The sequence below is a fragment of the Spirosoma pulveris genome (genome assembly GCF_054781875.1).
Genome location: NZ_BAAGTO010000002.1, coordinates 506,652 through 531,866 on the forward strand (window position 1 = coordinate 506,652; position 25,215 = coordinate 531,866).

The window sequence follows — 25,215 nt, forward strand, 5'->3', positions numbered from 1 at the left end:
TGTATCTTTGATAAAAATGAATGTTGTTATGACGGCTCCTGCTTCCAAATCCTCCCTCGAACGAGTCATCCAAAACTTGGGCTATCGTAGTACAGATGATTTTTTGCATATTCAGCTTCGAAATGTGCTGGAGCAAAAAATTGCGTACTATCAGAGCCGTATTGACTTTTTTCAACAGAAGTATGGGATGGATTTTGCTACGTTTCGTCGGCTTGTTGTCGATAAATCGGATTCTTCATTAACCCGTTTTGGCGCTATCGAAAAAGAAACTGACGATAATGAATGGGATGATGCCATTGACTTTCTGGATGATTATACGACTTACCTGCGTCAGATTCGCCCATGAATGAACTCCTCGATGAGTTCTCGGCAATTATAGTTTCCCACACAAGCGAACTCGAGACCGGACCTGGCGCGAAAGCTATTGAACGTTGCTTATTCATCTTTAAAGACTCTTCCCGGTTAGCCACCTACGAATCCAGGAAGGGCAGTAAGTTTAAATACGGCTATCAATGGTTAACCGCGTCCGATCAGACTATTTACCGCTGGGATAATACTCCTCATTTCCCAAATTTTGATACGTTCCCGGCTCATCGACACGTGGGTCCTGACGAAACGCCGGAGCCCTTTCCATTAGTCACTTTAGCTGACGTCCTCACCTTCATTGCTGATCAGTTGTCCCAATCCGCTACTTCAGGCTCAAGTATTCAGCCAGTGGACCGAGGGCCAGCGCGGGGAAGAACGACAGGGCCGTAATGATCAGAATCACCGCGAAGGTCATCAGCCCAAACGTGCCCGTATCGATGGGTAAGGTGCCCGATGACTCAGGAACGTACTTCTTCTGGGCCAGCAGACCGGCGATGGCTACCGGGCCAATGATCGGGACGAAGCGGCCCAGAATCAGGACAATACCGGTGGCGTAGTTCCAGAAAAAGTTGTTGTCGCCCAGACCTTCAAAACCCGATCCGTTGTTGGCGTTGGCCGAGGTGAACTCGTACAAGATCTCCGAGAAACCATGATTACCAGGGTTGTTGAGCCAGGCCGACGGCTTCACCGCCCAGGCGGCATCGGGGTATTTCACGAAGAACCACACCGCCAGTGCCGTACCGCCCTTGACCAGAAACGTGCTGAGCAGCGCCACAATAGACGCGATCTTAATTTCCCGCGCTTCGACTTTCCGTCCGAACAGTTCCGGCGTCCGCCCGACCATCAGCCCCGAAATAAAGACCGCAATGATCAGGTAGTAATAGTAGTTGAGGAAGCCGACGCCACAGCCGCCGTAGAAGGCGTTGGTCATCATGCCCAGCAGCTGCATCGTTCCCGACAGCGCCATCGACGAATCGTGCATGGAGTTGACCGAACCCGTTGAAATAATGGTCGTGACAATGCTCCAGTAGGCGGAAGCCAGTGGGCCAAACCGAACCTCTTTGCCTTCCATGGCACCCGTTGGCTGGCTCACGCCCAGATGAGCGATTGCCGGGTTGCCGTGCACTTCGGTTACCAGCGTCGGAATGAGCAGGCAGAGCATTCCCAGCGTCATGACCCCGTAGACCACCCACGTAAACCGCCGACGGTTGATCAGAAAGCCCAGCGCAAACAGCATGGCGATGGGTAGCAGCACCTGCGCTACCATCTCGACCATATTGGTAAAATAGTTGGGGTTCTCCAGCGGGTGGGCCGAGTTGACACCGAACCAGCCGCCCCCGTTGGTGCCGATGTGTTTGATGGCGATCATGCCAGCCGCTGGTCCCCGCGAAACATTAACCGTATCGCCCTGCATGGTTACGACCGAATCTTTCCCGTCGAAACTGGCGGGGGTACCGTTGAAGGCCAGGATCAGGGCGACAACGAACGCCAAAGGCAGCAATATCCGCGTGATCGCCTTTACGAAAAAGACGTAAAAATTACCAACCGTGTCGACAACCTTCGGCAGAAACGAACGGACGATGAGCAGCAGCGACGCGATGCCGGTGGCGGCAGAAACGAACATCAGGAACGTCACAACCCCCAACTGTGTCAGATAGGTCAACCCCGATTCGCCGGAGTAGTGCTGCAAATCGCAGTTGACCATGAAACTAATGGCGGTGTTGAACGCCAGATCGGGCCTCATAGACGGGTTGCCATCGGGATTGAAGGGCAGCGTGCCCTGTAGCAGCAGGACCGTAAAGGCCAGAAAAAACCAGAGTGCATTGAGGGTAATCAGGGCGATGAGGTTCTCTTTCCAGCTCATCTCGCGGGTAGGATCGATTCCCCCAACCCGGTAAATGAACCGTTCGAACAGCCCATGGGCTGATTCCCGTTTAAATACATTGGCAATGTACTTGCCCAGCGGGATCGCCAGTAGGACTGTCAATCCATACATGACGATAACGCCCATTAATTCAGTTGACATCTTAGTACGTGCGTAATTGCCGACATAGCGGCATGTTCAGGTTAAAAATTCTCTGGTTTGATAAGCACATACAGCATGTATGCGAATACCAGCAGGGCGATGATGAATAAGGCAGTGAGCATAAGTGAAAGAGTGAATGAGCGAATGAGTGAGAGAGCGAAAGTCTATATGTAAAGTGAATCGTGGATGCATCCGCATATTCACTCATTCGCTCTTTCTGCCTTTCGCTCTTTAAATCCGTTCGAACCAGTCGATGGTTTTGTAGAAGAAAACGAAGCAGCCGATGGCCGATATAACAAGAAGCAGCAGGGTACTCATGGTCGTTAGGATAATGTGTTAAACAGTCGATACCCCTATGCCAAGAAGTGGTCCAGAAAAATGAAATACTCTTATTGGGTTTGATAGGTGTCTGATAAAGAGATTATTAACTTTATTTGTAAGCGCAGTAGGAACGCATAAAAAAAGCCGACCCTTCCATTTTGGAAGGGTCGGCTTTTCAATTTGGTACGGTCAACGTCGGCTTATCCTGTGTAAGGTTCCTCTTTCGGCTTTATGCGTGTCAGGCGCAGGTTGGCGGGACGGGCCAGCACGATAGGCACTTCTTCAACGACTACGTTGCTGGTATCCAGTCCGTAGGCGGCCTGCGGGGGCAGCGAAATGTTCTTGATCAGGAAATAGATATTCATGATCAATTTGTCGCTGACGGACAGGGCATTCTCGTACGACAGGAACGTTCGGAAAAGCACAAACCGAAAGTCGCCCGGTACGCGATGGGTGTTCAGCGAGCGATACCGCGTTTCGAGGGTTATTTCCTTGTCCTTTACCATGTCTTCCACCACCATCCGAAAGAGCAGGTTAATGCGCGGCTGCACCCGAAAGCCCAGGTAGAACGTAATGAAGTATACATCCTCTTCGGCCAGCGTTTCCACTTTGTAGCGCATTACATAGGGCTCATCTTCGACGCAAATATGCAGGAGCCAGTAAATATCGGCTCGCTTGGGCGCTCGGTTCAAAATAGAGTACAGCGTTTCGGCCTCGATCTTGCGGGCGTCTTCGGCTGTGGTCAGGTACACCAGATGGGTGGCATATTTCGGAATCGACTCGTCGATACTGAGTTGTTTCAGCAGGTGCAGGTTGTCGGGCAGGGAATCATATCGGATCGACTCGGCTTTGATGGCTTCGCCCCGGTACCAGAAATACATCAGTCCCATCAGCAGCAGCCCCAGCGTGACGGATATCCAGCCGCCCTCTTCAAACTTGACCAGGTTGGCAATCAGGAAAGTGGTTTCCACCGTGAGAAAGACACCCGTAATCAACACGATCAGTATTGGGTTGACCCGTTTCACGCGCAGGAACATGCTCATCAGCACCGTACTCATGAGCATGGTGAGCGTCACGGCCAGCCCGAAAGCCGCTTCCATATTTTTCGATTCGCGGAAGTGCAGTACGATCAGGACACACCCGACCATGAGCCCCCAGTTAACGTAAGGCACGTACAACTGCCCTCGTTCGGACGATGGATAAACGACGCGCTGGCGGGGCCAGAAGTTGAGCCGCATGGCTTCACCCACCAGCGTAAACGCCCCGCTGATGAGGGCCTGACTGGCAATGATGGTGGCCAGCGTAGCCAGGCAAATGCTGAATACGGTGAGCCAGGCTGGCACAATCGAATAAAACGGACTAGTTTCGCTGAGTCGCTGGCCGAGGTGCTGCATGAGCCAGGCCGACTGACCCGCGTAGGACAACAGCAACATCAATTTGACATAGCCCCAGCTTACCCGGATGTTGCCCCGCCCGCAGTGCCCCATGTCGGAGTAGAGGGCTTCGGCACCGGTAGTACACAGAAACACGCCCCCCAGCAGCCAGAAGCCGCCCGGGTATTCCGTTAGCAGCCGCATAGCCCAGGTCGGATTGAGTGCTCTTAATACGCCTAGATGTCCGTAGAGTGCCCAGAAGCCGATGGCCCCAATGAACGAGAACCACACCAGCATAATAGGGCCGAACAGTTTGCCCAGAAACTGCGTACCGAATTGCTGGCTCACAAAGAGGGCAATAATTATGGCTATGACAATAGGGACTGTATCGAGATGCGGGTAGAAAATAAGCAGCCCCTCGATCGCTGACGATACGGAAATAGGCGGTGTAATCAGTCCATCGGCCAGCAGAAACGAGCCGCCGATGATAGCCGGGTACTTCAGCCATCCGCCCGTAAAGCGCCGGACAAGAGTATAGAGCGAGAAAATCCCGCCTTCCCCTTTGTTATCGGCCCGGAGCGTGATCACAACATATTTGATGGTCGTTTGCAGAGTCAACGTCCAGATCACGCAGGACAGTGTACCCAGCACCAGCGTTTCGGTCAGCTCTTTGCCGCGCATAACGGCCGCCAGTGTGTAAAGGGGTGACGTACCAATATCACCAAAGACAATACCAATAGCCACCAGCAACCCCTGGGGTGATACCTTATTTAACGACGAACGCGACAACGACATGAAACAATTGGAGTAGAATCGTAGGCAAAACTATGCGGCACGGCAGTAGTTTGCTTTCCTTTACATTATATTTTCATTAGGAACATGATCTCACCGCTACAGCAGGACTCCACCAATCTGGCTGCTCTTCTCGAACGGGCCAAAGCCGAATGTCTGGCCCACCTCAATGCCCTCGATACGCTGCCAACAAAAGGCAACTATACAGCCAATGCTTCGCCGAACCAGTTGCCGGAACAAGGCATGGGCGCACTCAGTGCTTTCGACGAGTTCAACGCCCGACTGCGAAACGTGATTGTAGCCTCATCGGGTCCACGCTACTGGGGCTATGTCATCGGCGGCACCACCCCGGCATCCATCGTGGGCGACTGGCTGGCCACGGCGTTCGATCAGTGTACATTTGCCTCCGCCGGGCAGGGCGACATATCAGCCAACATCGAGCTGGAAACGATTCAACTGGTACGGCAGCTGTTCAATCTGCCCGATACCTTTCTGGGTGGGTTTGTCTCGGGCGCGACCATGTCGAATTTCACCTGCCTGAGCGTAGCCCGGCAATGGGCGGGTCAGCAACTGGGCGTCGACATTGCCAACGACGGAATGGTGCCGGACATCACGATTCTGTCGGCCGAGCCACACGCATCAGCGGTGAAGTCGCTGGCCATGCTCGGTATTGGCCGGAACAACGTTATCCGTATCAACTACCTCGACGGTAACCGGGAAGCGATGGATGTGCGCGATCTGGAAGCGAAACTACAGGCCCTCAACGGAAAACCGGCCATTCTGATCTCCAGTGCGGGCACCGTCAACACCGTCGATTTTGACGATATGACAGCCATCGCCGAACTGAAAAAGAAATACTCGTTCTGGTGGCATGTCGACGGTGCGTTTGGTGGCTTTGCCGCCTGTTCGCCAGCCTATCAGCACCTGTTGACCGGTTGGGAGCAGGCCGACAGTATCACCATCGACTGCCACAAGTGGCTGAACGTGCCGTACGACAGCGCCATCTTTTTAGTGCAGAACACCCACCGCCAGCTTCATATCGAAACGCTGCAACCGCTCAACAGCCCCTACCTCGGCGATCTGCTGACGAACGTAAACTACCAGACGCTGGTACCCGAAAGCTCCCGGCGGCTGCGGGCTTTACCCGCTTGGTTCAGCCTGATGGCCTACGGAAAGGAGGGCTATCAGGCCATCGTAGAAACCAACATCCGGCTGGCCCAAACCTTCGGTAAAAAGCTGGTCGACAGCGGCTATTTTGCGTTACTGGCCCCCGTCCGGCTGAATACGGTTTGTTTTTCACTGACCAACGCCGGGCCGGAGCTGGTAAACGACTTCCTGAGAACTCTGAACGTTACGGGGCTGGTTTTCATGACGCCAACCGTCTATAAAGGGCAGGCCGGTATCCGCGCGGCTTTTGTGAACTGGCGCACAACGGAGGAGGATCTGGAGTTGGTATTTGAGAAGATGATGGAGTTGGTGAAGTAGGTGGAGTGAGTGGTCATTGTGTGGTGTCGGGTTCTCAAACCCGACACCACCCATTTCACTACTTCACTATTTCACTCACTACACCACTTTCACTTATTCTACTCGCTCCCCAATCCCCGCTTCCCCCAATTTCCGATACAGCGTTGTCAGGCCGATGCCCAGCAGGCGGGCGGTCTCAGTTTTGTTGCCATTAGTCTGATGAAGCACCCGGCGGATGTGCTGCTGCTCCACCGTCGCCAGGTCGAGTGCCGTGGGGTCGGTGGGAAATGCTCCCGTCTGCATGTCGTAGAGCAGCAGCTCGGGGGTGAGTTCGAGGACTCCGTCACGGGTGTCGGCCAGGATAACGGCCCGTTCAATGACGTTTTTCAACTCCCGGATGTTGCCTTTCCAGCGATGAGCCGTCAGCTTCTGAAGGAAAGCCGGACTCAGCCGAACATCGCGTTTGCCCACTTTGGCGGCTTCCTGCCGGGCAAACTGACTGGCAAGATCCGGAATATCGTCGCGCCGGTCGCGGAGGGCGGGGAGTTCGATCTGGAAGACCGAGAGCCGGTAGTACAGATCGAGCCGGAACCGGCCCGCGCTGGCTTCCTGTTCCAGACTCCGGTTGGTGGCGGCAACAACCCGCACATCGGTTTTGGTTGGTTTGGTGTCGCCTACCCGCAGAAACTCGTGGGTTTCGAGCACGCGCAGGAGTTTCGCCTGTAGGTCGAGGGGCATTTCGCCGATTTCATCCAGAAAAATAGTGCCTTTGTTGGCTTCGGCGAAGAGCCCTTTCTGGTCGCGGCTGGCCCCGGTGAAGGCCCCGCTCCGATGTCCGAACAGCTCACTTTCCAGAATATCTTTTCCCAACGCCCCGCAGTTGATGGCCACGAACGGCCCCGTCCGGCGCGGGCTGGCCTGGTGAATGGCCTGGGCAAAGACTTCTTTCCCCGTACCCGTTTCGCCCGTAAGCAGAACGGTCGTATCCGTCACGGCAACTTTACGAGCGAGGTCAACGGCCTGCTGCAGGGGTCGGGAACGGCCAATGATCCGGTCGAAACCGTAGCGCTGGCTGACCTGCTCTTCAAGCTGTTTGATCCGAAATTGGAGGTTCGCTTTCTCCACCGCCCGACTCACCAGCGGAATGATCCGGTCGTTATCGTCGCCCTTGGTGATGTAATCAAACGCCCCGTTCTTAATGGCCGTCACGCCATCCGAAATGGTCCCGTAGGCGGTCAGGACAATCACTTCAGTAGCGGGGTAAAGCTCCTTGATCTGCGCGGACAGTTCGATTCCGTTTTTGTCGGGCAGCTTCACATCGCTGATCACGAGCTGCACCTCTTCGCGTTCGAGGATTTTCAACCCGGCGCGGGCGTTTTCGGCTTCCAGAATGGTGTACCCTTCGAGTTGCAGAATTCGCGCGAGAAGCTGACGAAGCCGGGATTCATCGTCAATAAGTAAAATGGTAGCCAATGGGTATCAGGATTTCAGGACAGTATTACATTTGAATCAGGATAGGCGACATTCGACCTTAAAGAAGCTGTTTATGATTTTATTTGTCGAGTGTTTTTTTGTCATCCCGAAGAATGAGGGATCTTCGGGTGAGGCTGAAAAACCTCCTATTACCGAAGATCCCTCATTCTTCGGGATGACAAAAAAACACTGTATCCGATTACTGATCTAATCTAATTCTTTATGCCGTTTTTTACGAAAAAATACCTGACCGTTCTGGTATTTACCTTTGTCGGAGTCAATAGCCTGGCTCAGTCGCCAGTTTCCGTCAGCTCGCCAAACCGTTCTATTGTCGTAACGGCACAGAACAGCCCAACGGGCGAGGTGATGTATCAGGTTCGCTACAAAGGTAAGTCAGTTATCGAACCGTCGGGGCTGGGCTTTGTGCTGAGCAAGCCAAAGGTGTCGTTAAATCGCTTTACGGTTGCCCGGATCGACTCTTCACAGACGGACGAAACCTGGAAGCCCGTCTGGGGCGAGGTAAGCCAGATCCGAAACCACTACAAACAGCTTATTCTTACCCTCCAGGATAAATCCGGCTCGGGCATCGGTATGCGGGTTCACTTTCGGGTGTTCGACGATGGCGTTGGCTTCCGGTACGAGTTTCCGCAACAGCCTAAGCTGACCCATTTTGTGGTCGATGATGAGAAAACGCAGTTTAAACTGGCCGCCGACCACCAGACGTTCTGGATGCCGGGCGATTACGACTCGAACGAGTATTTCTACAACAAAACCAAACTGACCGAGGTCGACGCCATAGCAGCCTCCGACAAGGAGAAAGATATTGCACTCAAATCGGTAATCGGGCCGAACGCCGTGCAGACGCCCCTGCTGTTCAAGACCAACGACGGCCTGTATGTGAGCCTGTACGAAGCGGCCCTGCTCAATTACCCGGTCATGCACCTGCAACTGGACAAGAAAAGCCTGACGCTGACATCGCAGCTAACGCCCGATGCGGTGGGTAACAAAGCGTACCTACAAACCCCGGCGCAGACCCCCTGGCGCACGCTGATCATCAGCGATAAAGCCACCGACCTACTGGCCTCCAAACTCATCCTGAACCTGAACGAGCCCTCCACCATTGCCGACCCGTCGTGGATAAAGCCGCAGAAATTTGTGGGGATGTGGTGGGAGATGCACATCGGCAAAGCGAACTGGGCAAAGGCCGAAGGCAAACACGGCGCCAATACCCAGAACGTGAAGAAGTACATCGACTTTGCCGCCAAATACGGCTTCAACGGCGTGCTGGTCGAAGGCTGGAACGAGGGCTGGGAAGACTGGTTCGGCAACTGGAAAGAGGATGTGTTCGACTTCGTGACGCCCTACCCCGACTACAACATCGACTCGCTGACGACCTACGCCCAGCAGAAAGGCGTCCGGCTGATCATGCACCACGAAACCTCCGGCTCGGTCACAAACTACGAACGCCGGATGGATGCCGCGTTTCAGTACATGGTGAAAGAGGGCATCAACACCGTGAAGACCGGCTACGTGGGCCGGATCATTCCGCGTGGCGAACACCACGACAGCCAGTGGATGGTAAACCATTACCAGCGGGTGGCCCAGAAGGCGGCTCAGTACAAGATCATGGTCGACTCGCACGAATCGGCGCACCCGACGGGCCTCCACCGAACCTACCCCAACTGGATGGCGAGTGAAGCCGCCCGGGGCAGCGAATTCAACAACGCGCCCACGCTGGGCATCACGCCCGAGCACACGACCATTCTGCCGTTTACGCGGATGCTGGGTGGCCCGATGGACTTCACGCCCGGCCTGTTCCGCTTCAAGCTGAACCAGTTCGACAGCACGCGCACCACGGTGGTACGGACGACGCTGGCCAAGCAACTGGCGCTCTACATTACGCTCTACAGCCCGCTGCAAATGGCCGCCGACCTACCCGAAAACTACGAGAAACACCTGGATGCGTTCCAGTTTATCCACGATGTGCCCGTCGACTGGGATGACACCAGAATACTGGCCGCCGAACCCGCCGACTATGTCATGATTGCCCGGAAAGAAAAGGGAGCGCCCAACTGGTACGTAGGGGCTATCACCGACGAGAACAGCCGCGATCTGCCGCTGGACCTGTCGTTTCTGGAACCCGGCAAAACCTACGAAGCCACCCTCTACCGCGACGCCCCCACCGCAGACTGGGCCACCAACCCGGAAGCGTACGTCATCGAGAAGAAACCTGTTACCGCTAAAACCAAACTGACGCTTCATTTGGCCAAAGGGGGCGGGTGTGCTGTGCAGATTGTGGGGCGGTAAATGGTACAGAGTATCAATATAAAAAAGACAGTCGACCCGTAAATGTCACATTTGATTTTCCGACGTACATCCCAACGCTAAAAACAAAAGAGCTATTTTTGCCATCATACGGACATAAAAAGGTAAATTTGACAAACATTAAAAAAACATAAAAACTGAATGACTTTTACAGAAGCAAAACACGAGTTTGACAGTATATACGGAACGGTAACAGAATACGACTGCTTTATAACCGAACATTTGACCTTTGGGCGAAAAACCAATTTCAAAAAGAAAAATGGGCAGCGAAATGAACAATACTACAAGTGGCAATTCCTATATTCTATTGTACAAACAGGACTTTTTGCCAAAGATTTTACCGGCACAGAAGTTCAATTTCCAAAAGGCAATAAGTCATCTGCACCACTCAAACTTGACGGGGCAATTTTTGATGATAGCGCTTGGTTTGACAAATACAAAGACTATCACGAGAATGGAAACAATGAAAGTTTGGAGTGGCTTCGTGAACACTTAATTGTTGCACTTGAATTTAAAAAGGAAGACAATAAAAATATTGCTGATATCTGGGACAAACAGCTTAAAGCTTATTTAAACGAAAGTCGTAGACAATTTTGTTTAGCTATATTGTATGACACGGAAAGGCTTTATTTATTCCGTAAACACAATAACAAATTTTTAAGATATAGTGAAGAATTTAATACCAAAGGCGAAGAAAGTAAAACAAAAGAACTTGCTCTACACCTCCCTGACCCTTATTTAAACCTACCAAGTTTTGATGACCTTTTAGAGTGGACAGAAACACAAACGGTTGACCGTTCAAAAAGAGCAATCACCGACTTAGATGTAATTTCAGGAGTTCATTCAACCCAAATCAATGATGCTATGAGTAGCATTTTGCGAACAATGGATAAAGTTGGAATGGTAAACCAAAATGGATTTGAAATTCTTATTCAAATCCTTTCTCTGAAAATATATGATGAAAAGAGAAACGAAAAAACACCAAATCGTTTTTTAGATTTTTACATTACAGAAGAAGAGAAAAATTTCAAAACTCTAGCAGATAATCCACTTCAAGAATTCATAAAGCGTTTCAATGCTCTAAGGAATGAAGCAACTGGAACTTACTACCGTATATTGAAAGAAAATCCACTGAACGTAAAAAATGAAAATCACATCAAAGTCTTGATTGAAGTGATTTATCAGTTCCAGGACTATTCATTTGTTAATTCACAAAAAACTGACCTTTACCAGTTAGTATTTTATAAGTTTGCAACACCATTTTCGAAAGAACAAAACGCCCAATTTGTTACACCACTTCCATTGATTGACTTTTTAGTAAATATTGTAAATCCGAGAAATGGAGAAACAGTAATCGACCCAACCGTAGGTATTGCTGACTTTCTTTCGGTTTCCTATGTAAACTCAAATAGCAAGTTGGACGACAATAACATTTTCGGAATGGATATTGATGATCAAATGGTGATGCTTGCAACTTTAAATATGCTTTTGAATGGAGATGGAAACGCCAAAATAAAAGCAAAATCAGGTTACGGTTCTCTACTTTCAAAGTTTGATCACAAAGGTGATATTCTTGACCTTGTGCCGACAATGAACCAAAAAGGAAATTGGGACGAACGACCAGATGACAATAAACTTTAAAAATTTGATGTAGTCTTAACTAATCCTCCTTTTGGCGAAGATCGCGCATTTGTTCCGAAAGACAACAAAGATCTGGAAATGATACAATGCTATGAGCTTTGGCACTTGTATAGTAACAAAGGTGATGAACAGTCACAAGGCAAAAAGAAAAAAGCAGAAAAACAAGCAAGTAAAATAGACTTAGGCGTGGTTTTCCTTGAAAACGCTTATCGTATTTTAAAAGAAAACGGCAGGATGGGAATTGTTTTATCCAACTCTATTGCCAGTATTGACACGCATAAAATTGCCCGAAAATGGCTAATGGATAAAATGCGAATTGTTGCCATTTTTGATTTGCCGGCTAATGTATTTGCGGAAACAGGTGTAAATACTTCAATTATTGTTGCCTACAAACCAAATGAAAAAGAGCTACTAAAGTTAAAAGAGCAGAACTATCAGGTATTTTTCAGAGCTATTGAAAAAGTAGGTTACGAAGTAAAGACAAGTAAGCGCGTGAAATTCTTCTCGCCAAACTATAAAACCAATTATAAAAACTTTGAAATTGAGATTGACAAAGACGGACGGGCTTTACTTGATGAAGATTTTACAGAAACCATTGCTGATTTCAAAAAATGGTGTTTGATGCAAGAAAAGCAATTACAGGACATTTTTATCACGGCTAAATAGGTATGAGTAATAGTTATATTAAGACACCAACCGAAATTTCGTTTTCTCATATTGCAGAAAAAGAGTTTACACTTTCTTCTTCACAATATAAAGATTTAGTAATCCCAAATGAAAATTTCCTCTATGTAAGAGATTTTTTATCTAGACCTCTACAAAGAAAAGATTTAGGCATTGAAGTTGGATCTATCAATTACATTGGTAAATCGCCATTTCATTTTTTAAGAACAAAAGCATTACAGTCTCATTCATTTTTATTAGAAGTTTCAAATGAAACAACATTGCCGATAATGCCCAGCTGCTTCGTTAAAATGAATTTAAAAAAGGGAGACTTGATAATTTCCAAAGACAGCAATATTGGTGAAATAGCGATTTTAGATAAAGACTATCCAAATTATATGCTTTCAGGCGCTTTATATAAATTACCTGTATTTGAAAGGAAATACTACTTGTTAGCATTTATTAAGCATAGCATTTTTCGTGAGCAGATAGATTTTATGGTACCCAAAGGCGCGACTATTCGCCACGCTAAAACAATGTTTTTAGATTGCAAAATACCAATTCCAAATTATAATGCGGATGATACAATCAAATTCATTGAACTAGTTACACAAGCAATCATTAATAAGGAAAGGTTAATTAAAGAACGACACTATTCTCTATTAGGAATAATAGAACAAGAACTTATTAGTAATCAAAATCCCAAAAAATTTTCGTTTGAATTACCAAGATTAAGTGAAATTGATGCAGTCGGAAGATTAGATGTTGCGAGGTACTCAAAGGAATATAAGGCATTTGAGCATTTGATTTCAAACTATAAGAATGGAAGCTTTAAGCTTTCAGAAAAGAACTATTCAGTAAAGCGCGGACAGAATTTGCAGATTTCGAATATTGGTGAAAGCTATTATTCCGACAAAAATATTGAAGGCTTTTATAGGCTAGCGGTTTCTTCAAATTTTTCTGAATATTCAACAGTTGAGAAACTAACATACATTGGCAACCCAAATAGATTGACAAATATAAATCAAGGCGAAATCGTTTTTTCAGCTCGTGGTGCACAATTCGGACGAGTTGTCATATATCCTGAAAAAGTTGAAAATGTAATTACAAATATTGACAGCCTTATCATATCGAACCCTGATGCACCAGTTTTTCAAAGCATTTATATTGCTATGTTTTTAAATAGGCTTCGTTGGAATAAACACATTTACAAAATTGCGATTACAGGTTCAGGGGCAAATAGTCTTACTTCATATCAAAGTGACGATATTAATTTCCCAAATTTTCCAGAAGAGAAACAAAAGGAAATTGCTTTAATCTATCACAACCCCGCCAGTAGCTACCAAACAAACACTTTTATATTAGACAACTTTTTAGAGCAGGACAATATTTTTAATGAAACAGCAGGAATTTACGAGTTAGACAAGACTGCTAAACAATTAAAAGAAATCTTAAATAAAGCCATTGACGACATAGCAAATAACAGACAAGTAAACATAAACTTTACCATCTGACAGTCTGTGCTAACAAAAAATTAAGAAAAAAAAGAAGACTGAACACGTAATACGAGTTTGCCGTCAAACGAGCTGACGTACAAAAAAGCCCGCCTGAATGCAACCCCGAACCATTACCTACATCCCTCTGCAAATACTAACATTAAAGAACTCCAGCCTAATTCTATATCTTCGCAGCCCTAAAAAACCAAAGCGTCAGACCAAGCTCAAAAAAAGGAAAGCCTGTCTGACGCTTTTATTTACATGAGATACCGAATCCTTACTTCTTAAAATTCACCACCTGGGCTTGTTTCTGCGCTTTAAGGGCCAGTTCCATTGCCAGGAAGCAATGCTCCTGCGGCATGGCGGTTTCGGTGCGGTTAATCACGTCGTTGACGAGTTGCTCGCCGTAGGGTAGCGGTACGTTGCTGCTATGAGCTTCGAACGTTACACATAAGCGTTTGCCGTTCTTTCGCTTGTTTTGACTATTTTTAGGCTATGAAAACATTGACACTGAACCTGCCGGACACGGTAGATCTCGACGATCAGGAAGCGGTTATGCTGCTGGCAACCAAGCTTTACGAGCAAGGCAGGCTCTCGCTCGGCCAGGCTGCTGAAGTCTCCGGCTATAGCAAACGGACATTTATGGAGCTTTTGGGACGTTATAATGTGTCAATTTTTAATTATGACGCCAGTGAATTGAAAAATGACATAAAGAATGCAGGCGACTATTATATCCGACACTAGTTGTCTAATACTTCTTGACAAAATTGGCGAATTAAGCTTACTACATACAGTTTTTGGGGAAATCGTTACCACACAGTTCGTAGCAGACGAGTTCGGAGAAATTCTTCCCTATTGGATAACCATACAGAATCCAACAAATAAAAACAGTCAACTCGTACTGGAGGCAACGCTCGACAAAGGGGAAGCAAGTGCAATCGCCTTAGCGCTGGAAACAGGCAACTCTCTCTTGATCATTGACGAATCAAAGGGGCGAAAGATTGCCAAACAATTGGGATTGACAGTTACGGGCACACTCGGCGTGTTAGCGCAAGCTAAACTAAACGGACATGTACCATTACTTAAGCCCTTGCTGGAAAAAATTCAACGGACCAACTTTCGCATCAGTGACCAACTCGTGCAGGAAGTTTTAAAGGAGGTCGGTGAGGACGCCTGGCACTAACAGGACGTCGCCAAAAACGGGCAGAAAGTGGGGCAATTAATTCTTTAATTGCATAAATTCTCTTCAGTTACCTTCAACCCTTGCAGGTACTGTCATTCAAGGACTTTCTTTGAGTTAACATGAATAATGGTCGCGTAGCAGACTAATGTTTCCGGGCCGCCGTTGTGGTGGTACAAGCCGGTCATAGTCGCCAATGGCGTGCCGTAGGTACGCAACCTGCACCAATTGTTGCATTCCTACAGCACGCTGGTTGACCCCTAGGAAAACCAAAACGCCAGACCACTCTCCCAAAACGAAAAAGCAGCCTGACGCTTCAATCAAAATAGCAAACCCTACTTCTTAAAATTCACCACCTGCGCCTGTTTCTGCGCTTTAAGGGCCAGTTCCATCGCCAGGAAGCAGTGTTCCTGCGGCATGGCCGTTTCGGTGCGGTTGATTACGTCGTTAACGAGTTGCTCGCCGTAGGGTAGCGGTACGTTGCTGCAGTCGATGTAGCGGGTTTCCTTGTTGTCGGTGATAAATAGGTGGTTGCCGCCGTCGCGCCCGCCGGGGTCGATGTTCTTGCGTAATTCCATAAAGCCCTCGGTGCCCAGAATCGTCAGGCGGCCGTCGCCCCAGCTTTTGAGTCCGTCTGGCGTGAACCAGTCGACGCGGATGTAGCCCATGCCGCCGTCGCCCCGGAGCATTACATCGCCGAAATCTTCAAACTTTGGGTATTGCGGAAAATGGACATTACCCACCTGCGCGGCTACGATATCGGCTTTCTTGGAGCCCGTGAAGAACAGGAACTGGTCGAACTGGTGCGAGGCAATGTCGCAGATGATGCCGCCAAACTTCTTTTTGTCCCAGAACCAGTCGGGGCGGGTTTTGGGGCTCATGCGGTGCGGCCCCAGCCCGATGGTCTGAATCACGTTACCAATGGCCCCGGCTTTCACCAGTTCGCCCGCTTTCACGGTCGCCCGGTTTTCGAGCCGTTCGCTGTACATGATCGAGTAAATTCGCTTCGTCTCTTTCTGCACTTTGCGCACTTCGGCGAGTTGTTCGAGGGTGGTGATACCAGGCTTGTCAGTCATAAAATCCTTACCGGACTTCATCACCCGAACGCCCAGCGGTGCCCGTTCTTCGGGGATGCCGGAGGTTAGCACCAGCTGAATGGACTTATCGTCCAGAATCTCGTTCTCCGATTTTACCTGTTTGGCCTGTGAGAATCGTTTGGCAAAGGGGGCCGCCAGTTCAGGCTCTTTGGCGTAGAACGAAACGAATTCGCCCCCGCCCCGGATCACCGCTTCGACCTGGCTGTTGATGTGTCCGTGGTTAATGCCGATCACGGCAAAGCGAATCCGTGCCGCCCCGACCGGCATCCGGTCGCTGCCCAGCGCGCCCGTCCGCAGAATAGCGGGTGCGCCGATGGTTTCGACGGGCAAAGATGGCAATACGACCAGACCCGCGGCCGTAGCAAGGGTTTCTTTTAGAAAGTCGCGCCGATTGGCGCCCTGTGGTGAGTTCATAAACTTATTTTTTCTTCGCCAGTTCTAACGCCTGCGTGGTTGTGTAATATTTGGCAATCATGTTGGGGACTTCCCAGGCGGGCATTTTACCGGCTTTCAGGTAGTCGATGTACTTCTGCGCCACCCGGCCGAAGTGGGCTTCGTGGCCTTCCTTGTATTTGTCGGGAATGATAACCTCCCAACCCGAGGCTATTTTCTTCACGTCCACACCGGGAAACTCCTGCTGAATTTTCGGTAAAGCCGCTTTCAGGGCCGCGTCGGTATCCTTCGTTCCGGCCACGGGCTCAATGTAGAGCGTGGGCTTGTAGTTCTGCTCGGCTCCTTGTCGGATCACCAGATTGGCTTTAGTGCCCCGCATGATGGAGTAATGCGTATCGCCCGCGCCTTCGGGGGCTTTGTAGGCCCAGGTGACGGATACTTTGGCATGCACACCGCGTAGCGTGTAGTTGATCTCGCCGTTGCTGTACACGCGCAGGATGCTGTCTTTGACCACGTCCTTTTTGAGGTAGTCCGGAAACGCATTCTGTTTGGTAATGGCTTTGAACTGACTCAGGCTCATGTCGGTGGTCCAGCGCCGGGCCGAGGTCAGGCTGATGTCTTTCTGGTAGTCGATCGTCTGCTCGGGGAAGCACTCCCACTGCACCAGATCCACCAGGTGCGTCGTTACGTCGACGATGCCTTCGCCCTGCTGTGCCACATCCATGAACCAGGCCGGACGCGTCAGAATGCTGCCCGATACGTTCTTGTAGAAATGGTGAACGCTTTCTTTGGTCACGGCGGGTTTGTCGGGCGTGCCTTTTTCGAGCGTGCCGAATACCTCGGGCTGGCGCGAGAAGGCCCGTTGAAGCATGGTTGAGATTTCGTACCGCTCGGTCATGATGTCGTAGAGCAGCACTTTGTTTTTCTCGGCCGTGGCAAACGACTCTTTCAGCATATCGAAGTTCGACGCGCTGATAACCATGGGCTTATCGGCCAGCACATTGAACCCGGCCCCGATGGTTTTCTGAATATAATCCGTTTTCAGACGGTTATTCCCCGCCATCACAACCACGTTCCCTTGTTTATCAGCCAGCATTTTATCCAGAAAGTCAGCGCCTTTATAGACGTCTTCCTTCCAGTGCGTGGGATTCTCGGCGCGGGTGTTATAGCCTTCGATTTTGTCGAGGTGTAACTGGAGATCGGGGCCGTCGGGCGCGTATACATGCACCGTTGAGTCGACACCTTCGTACATGGTTTTCTGCACCAGGGCCGCGTGAAAATGGCCGGGGTCCAGCGTAATCAGGCGAAAGTCGGCCATAGATTTCTCACTTTTTTCGGATGACTGACAGGCAGCAAATAAAGCAGCCAGAAACAGGCCGCTAACGGCGGGGGTTAACTTCATTGACCTTGGTTTAAGCTTAAGAATGTTAGTTTTTTTGTCATCCCGATTTTGTCATCCCGACGGAGGAGGGATCTTCGGTAGAATGGCGATTTTTACCTTTTACCGAAGATCCCTCCTCCGTCGGGATGACAAAAAACAAACGCTACTTCGCCGATGCCACCATCTTGATGGCATACGGTGCCCGCTGGGGGCGCGACAGGAGCTTGTTGGCTTCGGGATCGTTTTTGAACTGCTCCTTTTTGGGGTCCCAGTACAGTTTTCGGTTCAGTTTCATGGCCGCGTGGTGCAGCAAACAGGCCGAACACGACCGGTGGCCCACTTCGGCGGGGGCAATCGGTTCTTTGCGGCTCACGATGCTCTCCAGCCAGTTGCCGTGGTGCTCTTTGCTGACGGGCAGATGAATTTCGTTCGGCCCGATCACCGACGTCAGGATTTTAGGGTCGCTGGCGTCAAGTTTCTTGGCGGCATTTTGTTTCGCAATCGGGTCGCTGGCCGTAACGGCAGCATCACCCCGCGACACAAAAATCCAGCCTTCCGTACCTTCAAACCGCACGCCGTTCGCGATCTCGTTCGTCACGATCATATGGACGCCGTTCTCGTACATAGCTTCGGTGCGGAAGATGCCGTGAACATCCCACAGGCCATGTTTTGGAAAGTCGGCTTTGCCCCAGATTTCGACCGGGCCGGTGTATTCGGTGTTCATGGCCCAGTGCGCCGAATCGACGTGGTGAGCGCCCCAGCCGGTAATCATTCCGGCCCCGAACTGCTCACAACGGAGCCAGCCCGGCCGGTCGAAGTCGGCCTGCGGATGCACCCTTTTTTCGGTGTAATACACCTCGGGCGTGGTGCCCAGCCACATGTCGTAGTTCAGGTTTTTCGGGACGGGCATCTGCGGTTCCTCATCGCCCGATGGGTCGCCGGGGAGGCCCACATATACTGTTTTTAGCTTGCCGATCCGACCGTTGCGGACCAGTTCGGCGGCATAACGAAACTGTTCCGACGACCGCTGCTGGCTACCCACCTGCACAATCTGCCCCGATTTCTTCACCGCATCGGCCATCATACGCCCTTCGGCAATGGTCAGCGAAGCCGGTTTCTGCATGTACACGTCCTTTTTGGCGCGAACGGCATCGATCACGATGGGCGCGTGCCAGTGGTCGGGGGTACTGACCAGTACGGCGTCGATATCTTTGTTCAGGAGAAGTTCCCGGTAGTCGGTATAGACCCGAACGCCGTCGTAATCCTTACCGGTTTTCTTGGCATAAACGCCGTTGACGAGTTGTTTGGCGGATTCGGCGCGGTTGCTGTCGAGGTCGCAAACGGCCATAATGCGGGCGTTGTCGTACTGCCAGACACCCGGCATGTCGTGCCCGCGCGAAATACGGCCGGTACCAATGGCTCCTATGTTGATGCGGTTGCTGGGCGCATGTTTGCCAAATACCGAAGCGGGAACAATGGTCGGAAACCCACTGATTATGGCCGTAGAAGCCAGGGTTCCTTTAGCTGTCAGATCGAGAAACTTTCTCCGGGAGACGAGCGATTTTTTATCGGATGCCATAAACAGCAGGGGTTCAGAGTCGTTATATGATACAGTAAGATTAAGCCCACTGATTTTTACTACATCTATGGCCGTTTACTTACCTGTTCATTTTCGTTGAGGTAACCACTCTCCATCCTCCCCGTCTTATGTCTGTATTGAAATGCCTGGAGAACGCGTATATCCTTTGAATACTCCGTTCTTTACGGCTGACATCTCTTTAATTCACCTATGGGTACGTTACACCGCTTCATCATTTTTCTCGTTCTGGCCGGACTAAGCTCCTCCTGCATGCTTGGCTCGTACCCGTCCGGTTACCCATCCGGCGGTGGCCAGCAGTATCCGTCCGGCGGCCAGCAATATCCCGACGATACCTACCCCAATACGGGACCCCAAACCAGAACAGGTCGCCCCGCCGATCCTGGGGTAACGGTAAACAGTATCCGGCTAACGCAGGATTACACCATTCTGAACCTGACCTATACGGATAATAGCCAGCCGAGATACGACCAGAACAGGCGTTTGCTGTCAACGGGCACCATCGGTTTCGACCCTACAGGCTATCTGGTAGCGGCCAATGGAGCCAGAACATTTACCTTCATAAAAGTGGAAGGAATTCCCGTCAGGAGAGAGCAATTTGACCCCAATACCGGAAAACGAGTTCTGGTAGGCATGAATACATTCCCCGGCGACAAGGTTAACTTCAGCTTGTACTTTCAGCGCCTGGACAAAGGTCTCGAGAACTTCGACATTTTCGAGTGTACCAGCGACCAGTATATCTGCTGGAATATTTACAACCTATTTGTTAATAATCCCGCCGATCAGGTCGTGTATACGCCCCCCGTTACACCTACCCCGGTTCCACCCAAACCCGCACCAACGAAAAAGCCAACGACCCTGCCGCAGCCATCCGGCGAATCGGGCGGTGAAATGGAGACGCCCCGAACGGATGCTCCGAAGAAAGAAACGCCCAAGCCAGCCCCCGTACCGACACTCGTAGCGGTATCGGGCATTATTAGCGATGCAAAAAACAAACGGCCCGTTACCGCCACAATCGACTATAAACTTTCGGCTAGTAAACAGGCCATTGACTCGGTACAAAGCTTTGCCTCGACGGGTGCCTACCGGATGAGCCTAAACAAAGGGCAGGTTTATACTTACGTGGCATCGGCGCGGGGTTATCAGTCGGCCAGTGGTGTACTGGATTTAAGCAAAGTGACGGGTGGGCAAAAATTGACACGCGACATTGCCCTGACACCCCTGGCGGTAGGCGACAAGGTTACACTCAAGAATATTTATTTCGAAATGTCGAAGTCAGATCTACTGTCGGCTTCCTTTTCCGAGCTGGATAAACTGGTATCCATGATGCAGGACAACCCCAAAATGAGCATCCGGCTCGAAGGGCATACCGACATTATCGGCGACCACGATAAGAACCTGCAGCTCTCCCGCGACCGGGTCATTGCCTGCCAGCGGTATCTGGTTCAGCAGGGCATCGACATCGACCGCATCCAGACCATCGGCTACGGAGATACACGCCCGATTCTGACAAAAGGCACCGACGAAGAGCGTAAAGTAAACCGCCGGGTCGAGTTTGTCATTCTGGCGATCTGATGGCCGTTCTGATGTACCCTGGCAATCGACGTCGGAAACGGCGGAGACTTAACCAAAATTGAACTATTTGGTATTTTTAGCCGTAGTTCGACAAAGGTAAACACTTCTACCATGACAGTCGCCGAAGAATTAATACAAGAAGGACGCGAACTGGAACATCGCCAAAATGAGATCAAGTTCATCACCGCTATGCTGAAGTTGAACTATAATGCCATTGCAATTGCCTCGGCGACCGAGCTGCCGCTGGATGAAGTAAAGGCTATTATTAACGAAATTAACCGCCCCAACACCCCATAAGGTTTGCACCGGGTTATCCATATCCCTGAAGCGAACCACCGAGGTTCGCTTTTTTGTTGACTATCAACAGCGCTTTGCCATCGGGAGGTAGCCCGCCTATGCCATCTATTTCCCTATCTTTGCACTTATTTTTTAACCGCGCCCGTGGCTTCCGTTGTCAAACACCGACCAATTGGCGCGTATGATCCTCTCAGACGTGACGTATCAGCAATATGAGTCCCTCGATTATGCGCAGATCGCAGCCGAGGTTTTAACGTACTGGAACCAGAATGAGGTTTTCGAACAGTCGGTTTCCATCCGCGAAGGGAAGCCAAGCTTTACCTTTTATGAAGGGCCACCGTCGGCCAATGGCGCACCGGGTATTCACCATGTAATGGCCCGGACGATCAAGGATATTTTCTGCCGCTACAAAACGCTCAAAGGCTTTCAGGTCGAGCGAAAAGGCGGTTGGGATACGCACGGTCTGCCCATTGAACTACAAGTAGAAAAGGAGCTGGGTATCACCAAAGATGATATCGGCAAACCCGAATCGGAAGGTGGCATCAGCGTGGAGGCCTACAACCGCAAATGCCGCGAAACGGTCATGCGCTTCACCGACCAATGGAACGACCTGACCCAGAAAATGGGCTACTGGGTCGACCTCGAAAATCCGTACGTCACCTATAAAAACGAATACATCGAGTCGGTCTGGCACCTGCTGAAAAAGCTGTACGACCAGAATCTGCTCTACAAAGGATACACCATCCAGCCCTATTCGCCCAAGGCCGGTACGGGCCTCAGCTCGCACGAACTCAACATGCCCGGCACCTACAAGGATGTTCGGGACACCACCATTGTCGCGCAGTTTAAGGTGAAACCCAGCGGTAAGTCGGGCTTCCTGTTCTTCGACTCGGCCGATGCCGATATATACATCCTGGCCTGGACTACCACACCCTGGACATTACCCGCCAACTCGGCCCTGACTGTTGGAGCCAACATCGACTACGTGCTGGTAAAGACGTTTAACCCCTACACACACATTCCGGTGCATGTGGTGCTGGCCAAAAACCTGGTCGGTCGCTGGCTGAACGAGAAAGCGCAGGTCGATTCGGTCAACAGCCCTGCCTTCGACGCTTATTTGCCGAATGACAAAGTAATCCCCTGGGCCCTGGTCTCCGAGTTTAAAGGCCAGCATCTGGAAGGTATCGAGTACGAGCAATTGATGCCGTACGTGCAACCCGACAAACCCGCTTTCCGGGTCATTCTGGGCGATTTCGTCACGACCGAAGACGGTACGGGTATTGTGCATACCTCGCCAACCTTCGGTGCCGATGACTTTCGGGTCGCGCAGGCGGCTGGCATCCCGGCAATCATGGTGAAGGACGAAACCGGCAAGGATGTCCCAATTGTGGATAAACACGGTCTTTTTGTGAAAGAGATCGGTGAGTTTGCCGGGCGGTATGTGAAAGAGGAATATTATTCAGACGAGGAGCGCGAAGACCCGGACTTCAAACCGACCGACGTGCTCATTGCCATCAAGCTGAAGGAAGAAAACAAAGCCTTCCGGGTCGAGAAGTACGAACACCCCTACCCGCACTGCTGGCGCACCGATAAGCCGATCCTGTACTACCCGCTCGATAGCTGGTTTATCCGGACGACAGCGAAGAAGGACCGGCTCGTTGAACTGAACAAAACCATCAACTGGCAGCCCGAAAGCACCGGCACCGGCCGCTTCGGCAACTGGCTGGAAAACCTTGTGGACTGGAACCTCAGCCGCAGCCGTTTCTGGGGCACTCCCCTACCGATCTGGCGCAGCGAATCGGGCGAAGAAGTGTGCATAGGCTCGGTTGAAGAACTGGTTGAAAAGAGTAAACTAGCGAATGAACGAATGAGCGGATGGATTCAGGAAGGCAAAACTGAATACCAGGCCCATATCGATAAGAATCAGGCTTTTTTAACGGCTTATGCCGATGGCTCATACGATCTGCACCGCCCTTATTCGGACGAAATCTATTTCGTTTCGGAGAGTGGTCAAATCATGCAGCGCGAATCCGACCTGATCGACGTTTGGTTCGATTCGGGCGCGATGCCGTATGCCCAATGGCATTACCCGTTCGAGAACGAAGACGTATTCAAAAAAGCGTTCCCCGCTGATTTCATCTCCGAAGGTGTCGATCAAACGCGGGGCTGGTTCTTTACGCTCCACGCCATTGCCGGTATGCTGTTCGATTCAGTAGCGTTCAAAAACGTGGTGTCGACGGGGTTGGTGCTGGATAAAAACGGCAACAAAATGTCGAAGCGGCTGGGCAATGCCGTGAATCCCTTCGAGACATTGGACAAGTACGGAGCCGATGCCACGCGCTGGTACATGATTACCAACGCCGAGCCCTGGGATAACCTGAAATTCAATACCGATGGTATTGGCGAGGTACAACGGAAGCTGTTCGGTACCCTGTCGAACACCTATAACTTCTTTGCGCTCTACGCCAACCTCGACCAATTTACATTTAGCGGACGCACCGTGCCCGTGGCCGACCGCCCGGAACTCGACCGATGGATTCTGTCCAAACTGCAATCGCTGATGCTGGACGTTGAGGAGCAGTTCGACAGCTACAACCCAACCAAAGCGGGTCGGCTGGTACAGGATTTTGTGAACGATCAACTGTCTAACTGGTACGTTCGGTTATCACGCCGGCGATTCTGGACCGGGGCCGCACCCGACGGCGGACTGACCACCGACAAACGGGCGGCTTACGAAACCCTTCACGAATGTTTATCGACGGTAGCCCAGCTCATGTCGCCCATCGCGCCGTTCTACGCCGACTGGCTGTACCGGAATTTAAACGAAGGCGCTACCTCGGTTCACCTGACCGATTTCCCGGCGGGCGACCATACGCTGATCGACGCCGAACTGGAGCGTTCGATGGAACTAGCGCAACAGGTTTCGTCGCTGGTGCACTCGCTGCGTAAAGGCCACAAGCTGAAAGTTCGGCAACCCCTGAGTCGCGTACTGGTTCCTGTGCTTAGCACGGACACACGCCGGCAGATCGAGCACGTTACGCCGATCATCATGTCGGAGGTGAACGTGAAGGCAGTTGAATTTGTGGACGACGCCAGCGGTATTCTCAAGAAGAAAGTAAAGCCGAATTTCAAGGCTCTGGGGCCTAAATTCGGAAAGCAGATGAAAGACGTAGCCGCCAGCATAACGGCTATGAGTGCCGACGAGCTGAAGGGGCTGGAACAAACCGGCGAATTCGTTATTCCATCGCTCAATCAGTCGATCACCCTGGCCGACGTCGAGATTCTCACCGAAGATATTCCGGGCTGGCTGGTGGCCAGTGAAAACGGCATCACCGTGGCGCTGGACGTAACCCTGAGCGATGAACTGCGGGGCGAGGGCATTGCCCGCGACTTTATAAACCGGATTCAGAATCTGCGTAAAGACCGGGATTTCTCCGTAACGGACAAGATCCGGATTACACTGGAGAACAACCACGATGTGCTGGCGAAAGCCGTTGAAACCAACAGCGATTACATCCGGCAGGAAGTGCAGGCGATTTCGCTTGATCTGGTGAACGACCTGAACGGGTCGCCCGCGGTTGCCGAAATAGAGATGGACGAGTTTCAGTTACGCGTTCTTGTCGACAAAGCCTAGCTCAGTCAGCACGCTGGTCTGAACTAGTTAAAAGTCATCCCATCACCGGGATGACTTTTTTGTTTTCAGGGAAGCCCAGGCGCGAATGGGTGCCGATTACCAGCCGCAAACGCCAGCTATT

At 50.8% G+C, this 25,215-nt stretch carries 17 protein-coding genes and 2 pseudogenes; 11 read left to right on the forward strand and 8 right to left on the reverse strand.

Annotated elements, in window-relative coordinates:
* The first annotated feature begins 16 nt into the window (after positions 1–16).
* Positions 17–346 (forward strand): hypothetical protein, encoded by a 330-nt coding sequence (locus ACYVJM_RS10375; RefSeq protein WP_461148155.1) that lies wholly within the window; start codon positions 17–19, stop codon positions 344–346.
* Positions 343–756 (forward strand): toxin-antitoxin system TumE family protein, encoded by a 414-nt coding sequence (locus tag ACYVJM_RS10380; protein ID WP_461148156.1) that lies wholly within the window; start codon positions 343–345, stop codon positions 754–756. Before ACYVJM_RS10375 ends, ACYVJM_RS10380 begins: the two co-directional genes overlap by 4 nt.
* Here the strand turns inward: ACYVJM_RS10380 and kdpA are convergent.
* The 3 genes from kdpA to ACYVJM_RS10395 form a co-directional block, all read right to left on the reverse strand.
* Complete coding sequence (gene kdpA, locus ACYVJM_RS10385) at positions 689–2,392, reverse strand: potassium-transporting ATPase subunit KdpA (protein ID WP_461148157.1); 1,704 nt, start codon at positions 2,390–2,392, stop codon at positions 689–691. The two genes, ACYVJM_RS10380 and kdpA, sit on opposite strands and share 68 nt — an antisense overlap.
* A 41-nt stretch (positions 2,393–2,433) precedes the next feature.
* Positions 2,434–2,514 carry a potassium-transporting ATPase subunit F gene (locus ACYVJM_RS10390; protein ID WP_461148643.1) on the reverse strand — a complete coding sequence of 27 codons (81 nt, stop codon included), beginning with the start codon at positions 2,512–2,514 and terminating at the stop codon, positions 2,434–2,436.
* 399 nt (positions 2,515–2,913) lie between these two features.
* Positions 2,914–4,881 carry a KUP/HAK/KT family potassium transporter gene (locus ACYVJM_RS10395; RefSeq protein WP_461148158.1) on the reverse strand — a complete coding sequence of 656 codons (1,968 nt, stop codon included), beginning with the start codon at positions 4,879–4,881 and terminating at the stop codon, positions 2,914–2,916.
* Positions 4,882–4,965: 84 nt separating this feature from the next.
* Here ACYVJM_RS10395 and ACYVJM_RS10400 point away from each other — a divergent pair, with 84 nt between their 5' ends.
* On the forward strand, positions 4,966–6,363 hold the full coding sequence (locus tag ACYVJM_RS10400) for a pyridoxal phosphate-dependent decarboxylase family protein (protein ID WP_461148159.1): 1,398 nt from the start codon (positions 4,966–4,968) through the stop codon (positions 6,361–6,363).
* Positions 6,364–6,456: 93 nt separating this feature from the next.
* On the opposite strand, the gene ACYVJM_RS10405 is transcribed toward ACYVJM_RS10400, so the two are convergent.
* Positions 6,457–7,815: a sigma-54-dependent transcriptional regulator gene (locus ACYVJM_RS10405; RefSeq protein WP_461148160.1), complete on the reverse strand. Its 1,359-nt coding sequence runs from the start codon at positions 7,813–7,815 to the stop codon at positions 6,457–6,459.
* A gap of 222 nt (positions 7,816–8,037) precedes the next feature.
* On the opposite strand from ACYVJM_RS10405, the gene ACYVJM_RS10410 reads away from it, so the two are divergent.
* From ACYVJM_RS10410 to ACYVJM_RS10420, 3 genes and pseudogenes are all read left to right on the forward strand, one after another.
* Positions 8,038–10,122 (forward strand): glycoside hydrolase family 97 protein, encoded by a 2,085-nt coding sequence (locus tag ACYVJM_RS10410; RefSeq protein ID WP_461148161.1) that lies wholly within the window; start codon positions 8,038–8,040, stop codon positions 10,120–10,122.
* Positions 10,123–10,281: 159 nt separating this feature from the next.
* Positions 10,282–12,447: pseudogene (locus tag ACYVJM_RS10415) on the forward strand (HsdM family class I SAM-dependent methyltransferase).
* 2 nt (positions 12,448–12,449) lie between these two features.
* The gene (locus ACYVJM_RS10420) at positions 12,450–13,958 is read left to right on the forward strand and encodes a restriction endonuclease subunit S domain-containing protein (protein WP_461148162.1); all 1,509 of its coding nucleotides are present in this window, start codon (positions 12,450–12,452) and stop codon (positions 13,956–13,958) included.
* A gap of 259 nt (positions 13,959–14,217) precedes the next feature.
* Here ACYVJM_RS10420 and ACYVJM_RS10425 read toward each other — a convergent pair.
* A pseudogene (locus ACYVJM_RS10425) lies at positions 14,218–14,367 on the reverse strand (Gfo/Idh/MocA family protein); the annotation flags it as partial.
* 68 nt (positions 14,368–14,435) lie between these two features.
* Between ACYVJM_RS10425 and ACYVJM_RS10430 the strand changes: the two are divergent.
* Positions 14,436–14,684, forward strand: a complete 249-nt coding sequence (locus ACYVJM_RS10430) for a UPF0175 family protein (RefSeq protein ID WP_461148163.1) — start codon at positions 14,436–14,438, stop codon at positions 14,682–14,684.
* The gene (locus ACYVJM_RS10435) at positions 14,656–15,123 is read left to right on the forward strand and encodes a DUF3368 domain-containing protein (protein ID WP_461148164.1); all 468 of its coding nucleotides are present in this window, start codon (positions 14,656–14,658) and stop codon (positions 15,121–15,123) included. The genes ACYVJM_RS10430 and ACYVJM_RS10435 overlap by 29 nt, the downstream gene beginning before the upstream one ends.
* A gap of 332 nt (positions 15,124–15,455) precedes the next feature.
* Here ACYVJM_RS10435 and ACYVJM_RS10440 read toward each other — a convergent pair whose 3' ends face one another.
* The 3 genes from ACYVJM_RS10440 to ACYVJM_RS10450 all read right to left on the reverse strand — a co-directional run bounded on the left by ACYVJM_RS10440 (position 15,456) and on the right by ACYVJM_RS10450 (position 19,570).
* Positions 15,456–16,631 (reverse strand): Gfo/Idh/MocA family protein, encoded by a 1,176-nt coding sequence (locus ACYVJM_RS10440; protein WP_461148165.1) that lies wholly within the window; start codon positions 16,629–16,631, stop codon positions 15,456–15,458.
* Positions 16,632–16,635: 4 nt separating this feature from the next.
* Positions 16,636–18,012 carry a putative oxidoreductase C-terminal domain-containing protein gene (locus ACYVJM_RS10445; protein ID WP_461148166.1) on the reverse strand — a complete coding sequence of 459 codons (1,377 nt, stop codon included), beginning with the start codon at positions 18,010–18,012 and terminating at the stop codon, positions 16,636–16,638.
* Positions 18,013–18,154: 142 nt separating this feature from the next.
* The gene (locus ACYVJM_RS10450) at positions 18,155–19,570 is read right to left on the reverse strand and encodes a Gfo/Idh/MocA family protein (RefSeq protein ID WP_461148167.1); all 1,416 of its coding nucleotides are present in this window, start codon (positions 19,568–19,570) and stop codon (positions 18,155–18,157) included.
* A gap of 210 nt (positions 19,571–19,780) precedes the next feature.
* Between ACYVJM_RS10450 and ACYVJM_RS10455 the strand changes: the two genes are divergently transcribed.
* The 3 genes from ACYVJM_RS10455 to ileS all read left to right on the forward strand — a co-directional run bounded on the left by ACYVJM_RS10455 (position 19,781) and on the right by ileS (position 25,094).
* The gene (locus ACYVJM_RS10455; protein WP_461148168.1) at positions 19,781–21,163 is read left to right on the forward strand and encodes an OmpA family protein; all 1,383 of its coding nucleotides are present in this window, start codon (positions 19,781–19,783) and stop codon (positions 21,161–21,163) included.
* A gap of 111 nt (positions 21,164–21,274) precedes the next feature.
* A complete protein-coding gene (locus ACYVJM_RS10460) occupies positions 21,275–21,460 on the forward strand; it encodes a hypothetical protein (RefSeq protein WP_461148169.1) in 186 nt (61 codons plus the stop codon).
* Positions 21,461–21,641: 181 nt separating this feature from the next.
* Entirely contained in the window at positions 21,642–25,094 is a 3,453-nt protein-coding gene (gene ileS / locus ACYVJM_RS10465) for an isoleucine--tRNA ligase (RefSeq protein WP_461148170.1), read from the forward strand.
* Positions 25,095–25,215 lie beyond the last annotated feature (121 nt).

Excerpts from the sequence above, each read along its gene's own strand:
- ACYVJM_RS10435 (WP_461148164.1), top strand. The coding sequence starts at position 14,656 with ATGCAGGCGACTATTATATCCGACACTAGTTGTCTAATACTTCTTGAC.
- ACYVJM_RS10445 (WP_461148166.1), bottom strand. The coding sequence starts at position 18,012 with ATGAAGTTAACCCCCGCCGTTAGCGGCCTGTTTCTGGCTGCTTTATTT.
- ACYVJM_RS10390 (WP_461148643.1), bottom strand. The coding sequence starts at position 2,514 with ATGCTCACTGCCTTATTCATCATCGCCCTGCTGGTATTCGCATACATG.
- ACYVJM_RS10440 (WP_461148165.1), bottom strand. The coding sequence starts at position 16,631 with ATGAACTCACCACAGGGCGCCAATCGGCGCGACTTTCTAAAAGAAACC.
- ACYVJM_RS10455 (WP_461148168.1), top strand. The coding sequence starts at position 19,781 with ATGGGTACGTTACACCGCTTCATCATTTTTCTCGTTCTGGCCGGACTA.
- ACYVJM_RS10380 (WP_461148156.1), top strand. The coding sequence starts at position 343 with ATGAATGAACTCCTCGATGAGTTCTCGGCAATTATAGTTTCCCACACA.
- ACYVJM_RS10375 (WP_461148155.1), top strand. The coding sequence starts at position 17 with ATGAATGTTGTTATGACGGCTCCTGCTTCCAAATCCTCCCTCGAACGA.
- ACYVJM_RS10395 (WP_461148158.1), bottom strand. The coding sequence starts at position 4,881 with ATGTCGTTGTCGCGTTCGTCGTTAAATAAGGTATCACCCCAGGGGTTG.
- ACYVJM_RS10430 (WP_461148163.1), top strand. The coding sequence starts at position 14,436 with ATGAAAACATTGACACTGAACCTGCCGGACACGGTAGATCTCGACGAT.
- ACYVJM_RS10400 (WP_461148159.1), top strand. The coding sequence starts at position 4,966 with ATGATCTCACCGCTACAGCAGGACTCCACCAATCTGGCTGCTCTTCTC.
- ACYVJM_RS10450 (WP_461148167.1), bottom strand. The coding sequence starts at position 19,570 with ATGGCATCCGATAAAAAATCGCTCGTCTCCCGGAGAAAGTTTCTCGAT.
- ACYVJM_RS10460 (WP_461148169.1), top strand. The coding sequence starts at position 21,275 with ATGACAGTCGCCGAAGAATTAATACAAGAAGGACGCGAACTGGAACAT.
- ACYVJM_RS10420 (WP_461148162.1), top strand. The coding sequence starts at position 12,450 with ATGAGTAATAGTTATATTAAGACACCAACCGAAATTTCGTTTTCTCAT.
- ACYVJM_RS10410 (WP_461148161.1), top strand. The coding sequence starts at position 8,038 with ATGCCGTTTTTTACGAAAAAATACCTGACCGTTCTGGTATTTACCTTT.
- ileS (WP_461148170.1), top strand. The coding sequence starts at position 21,642 with ATGATCCTCTCAGACGTGACGTATCAGCAATATGAGTCCCTCGATTAT.
- kdpA (WP_461148157.1), bottom strand. The coding sequence starts at position 2,392 with ATGTCAACTGAATTAATGGGCGTTATCGTCATGTATGGATTGACAGTC.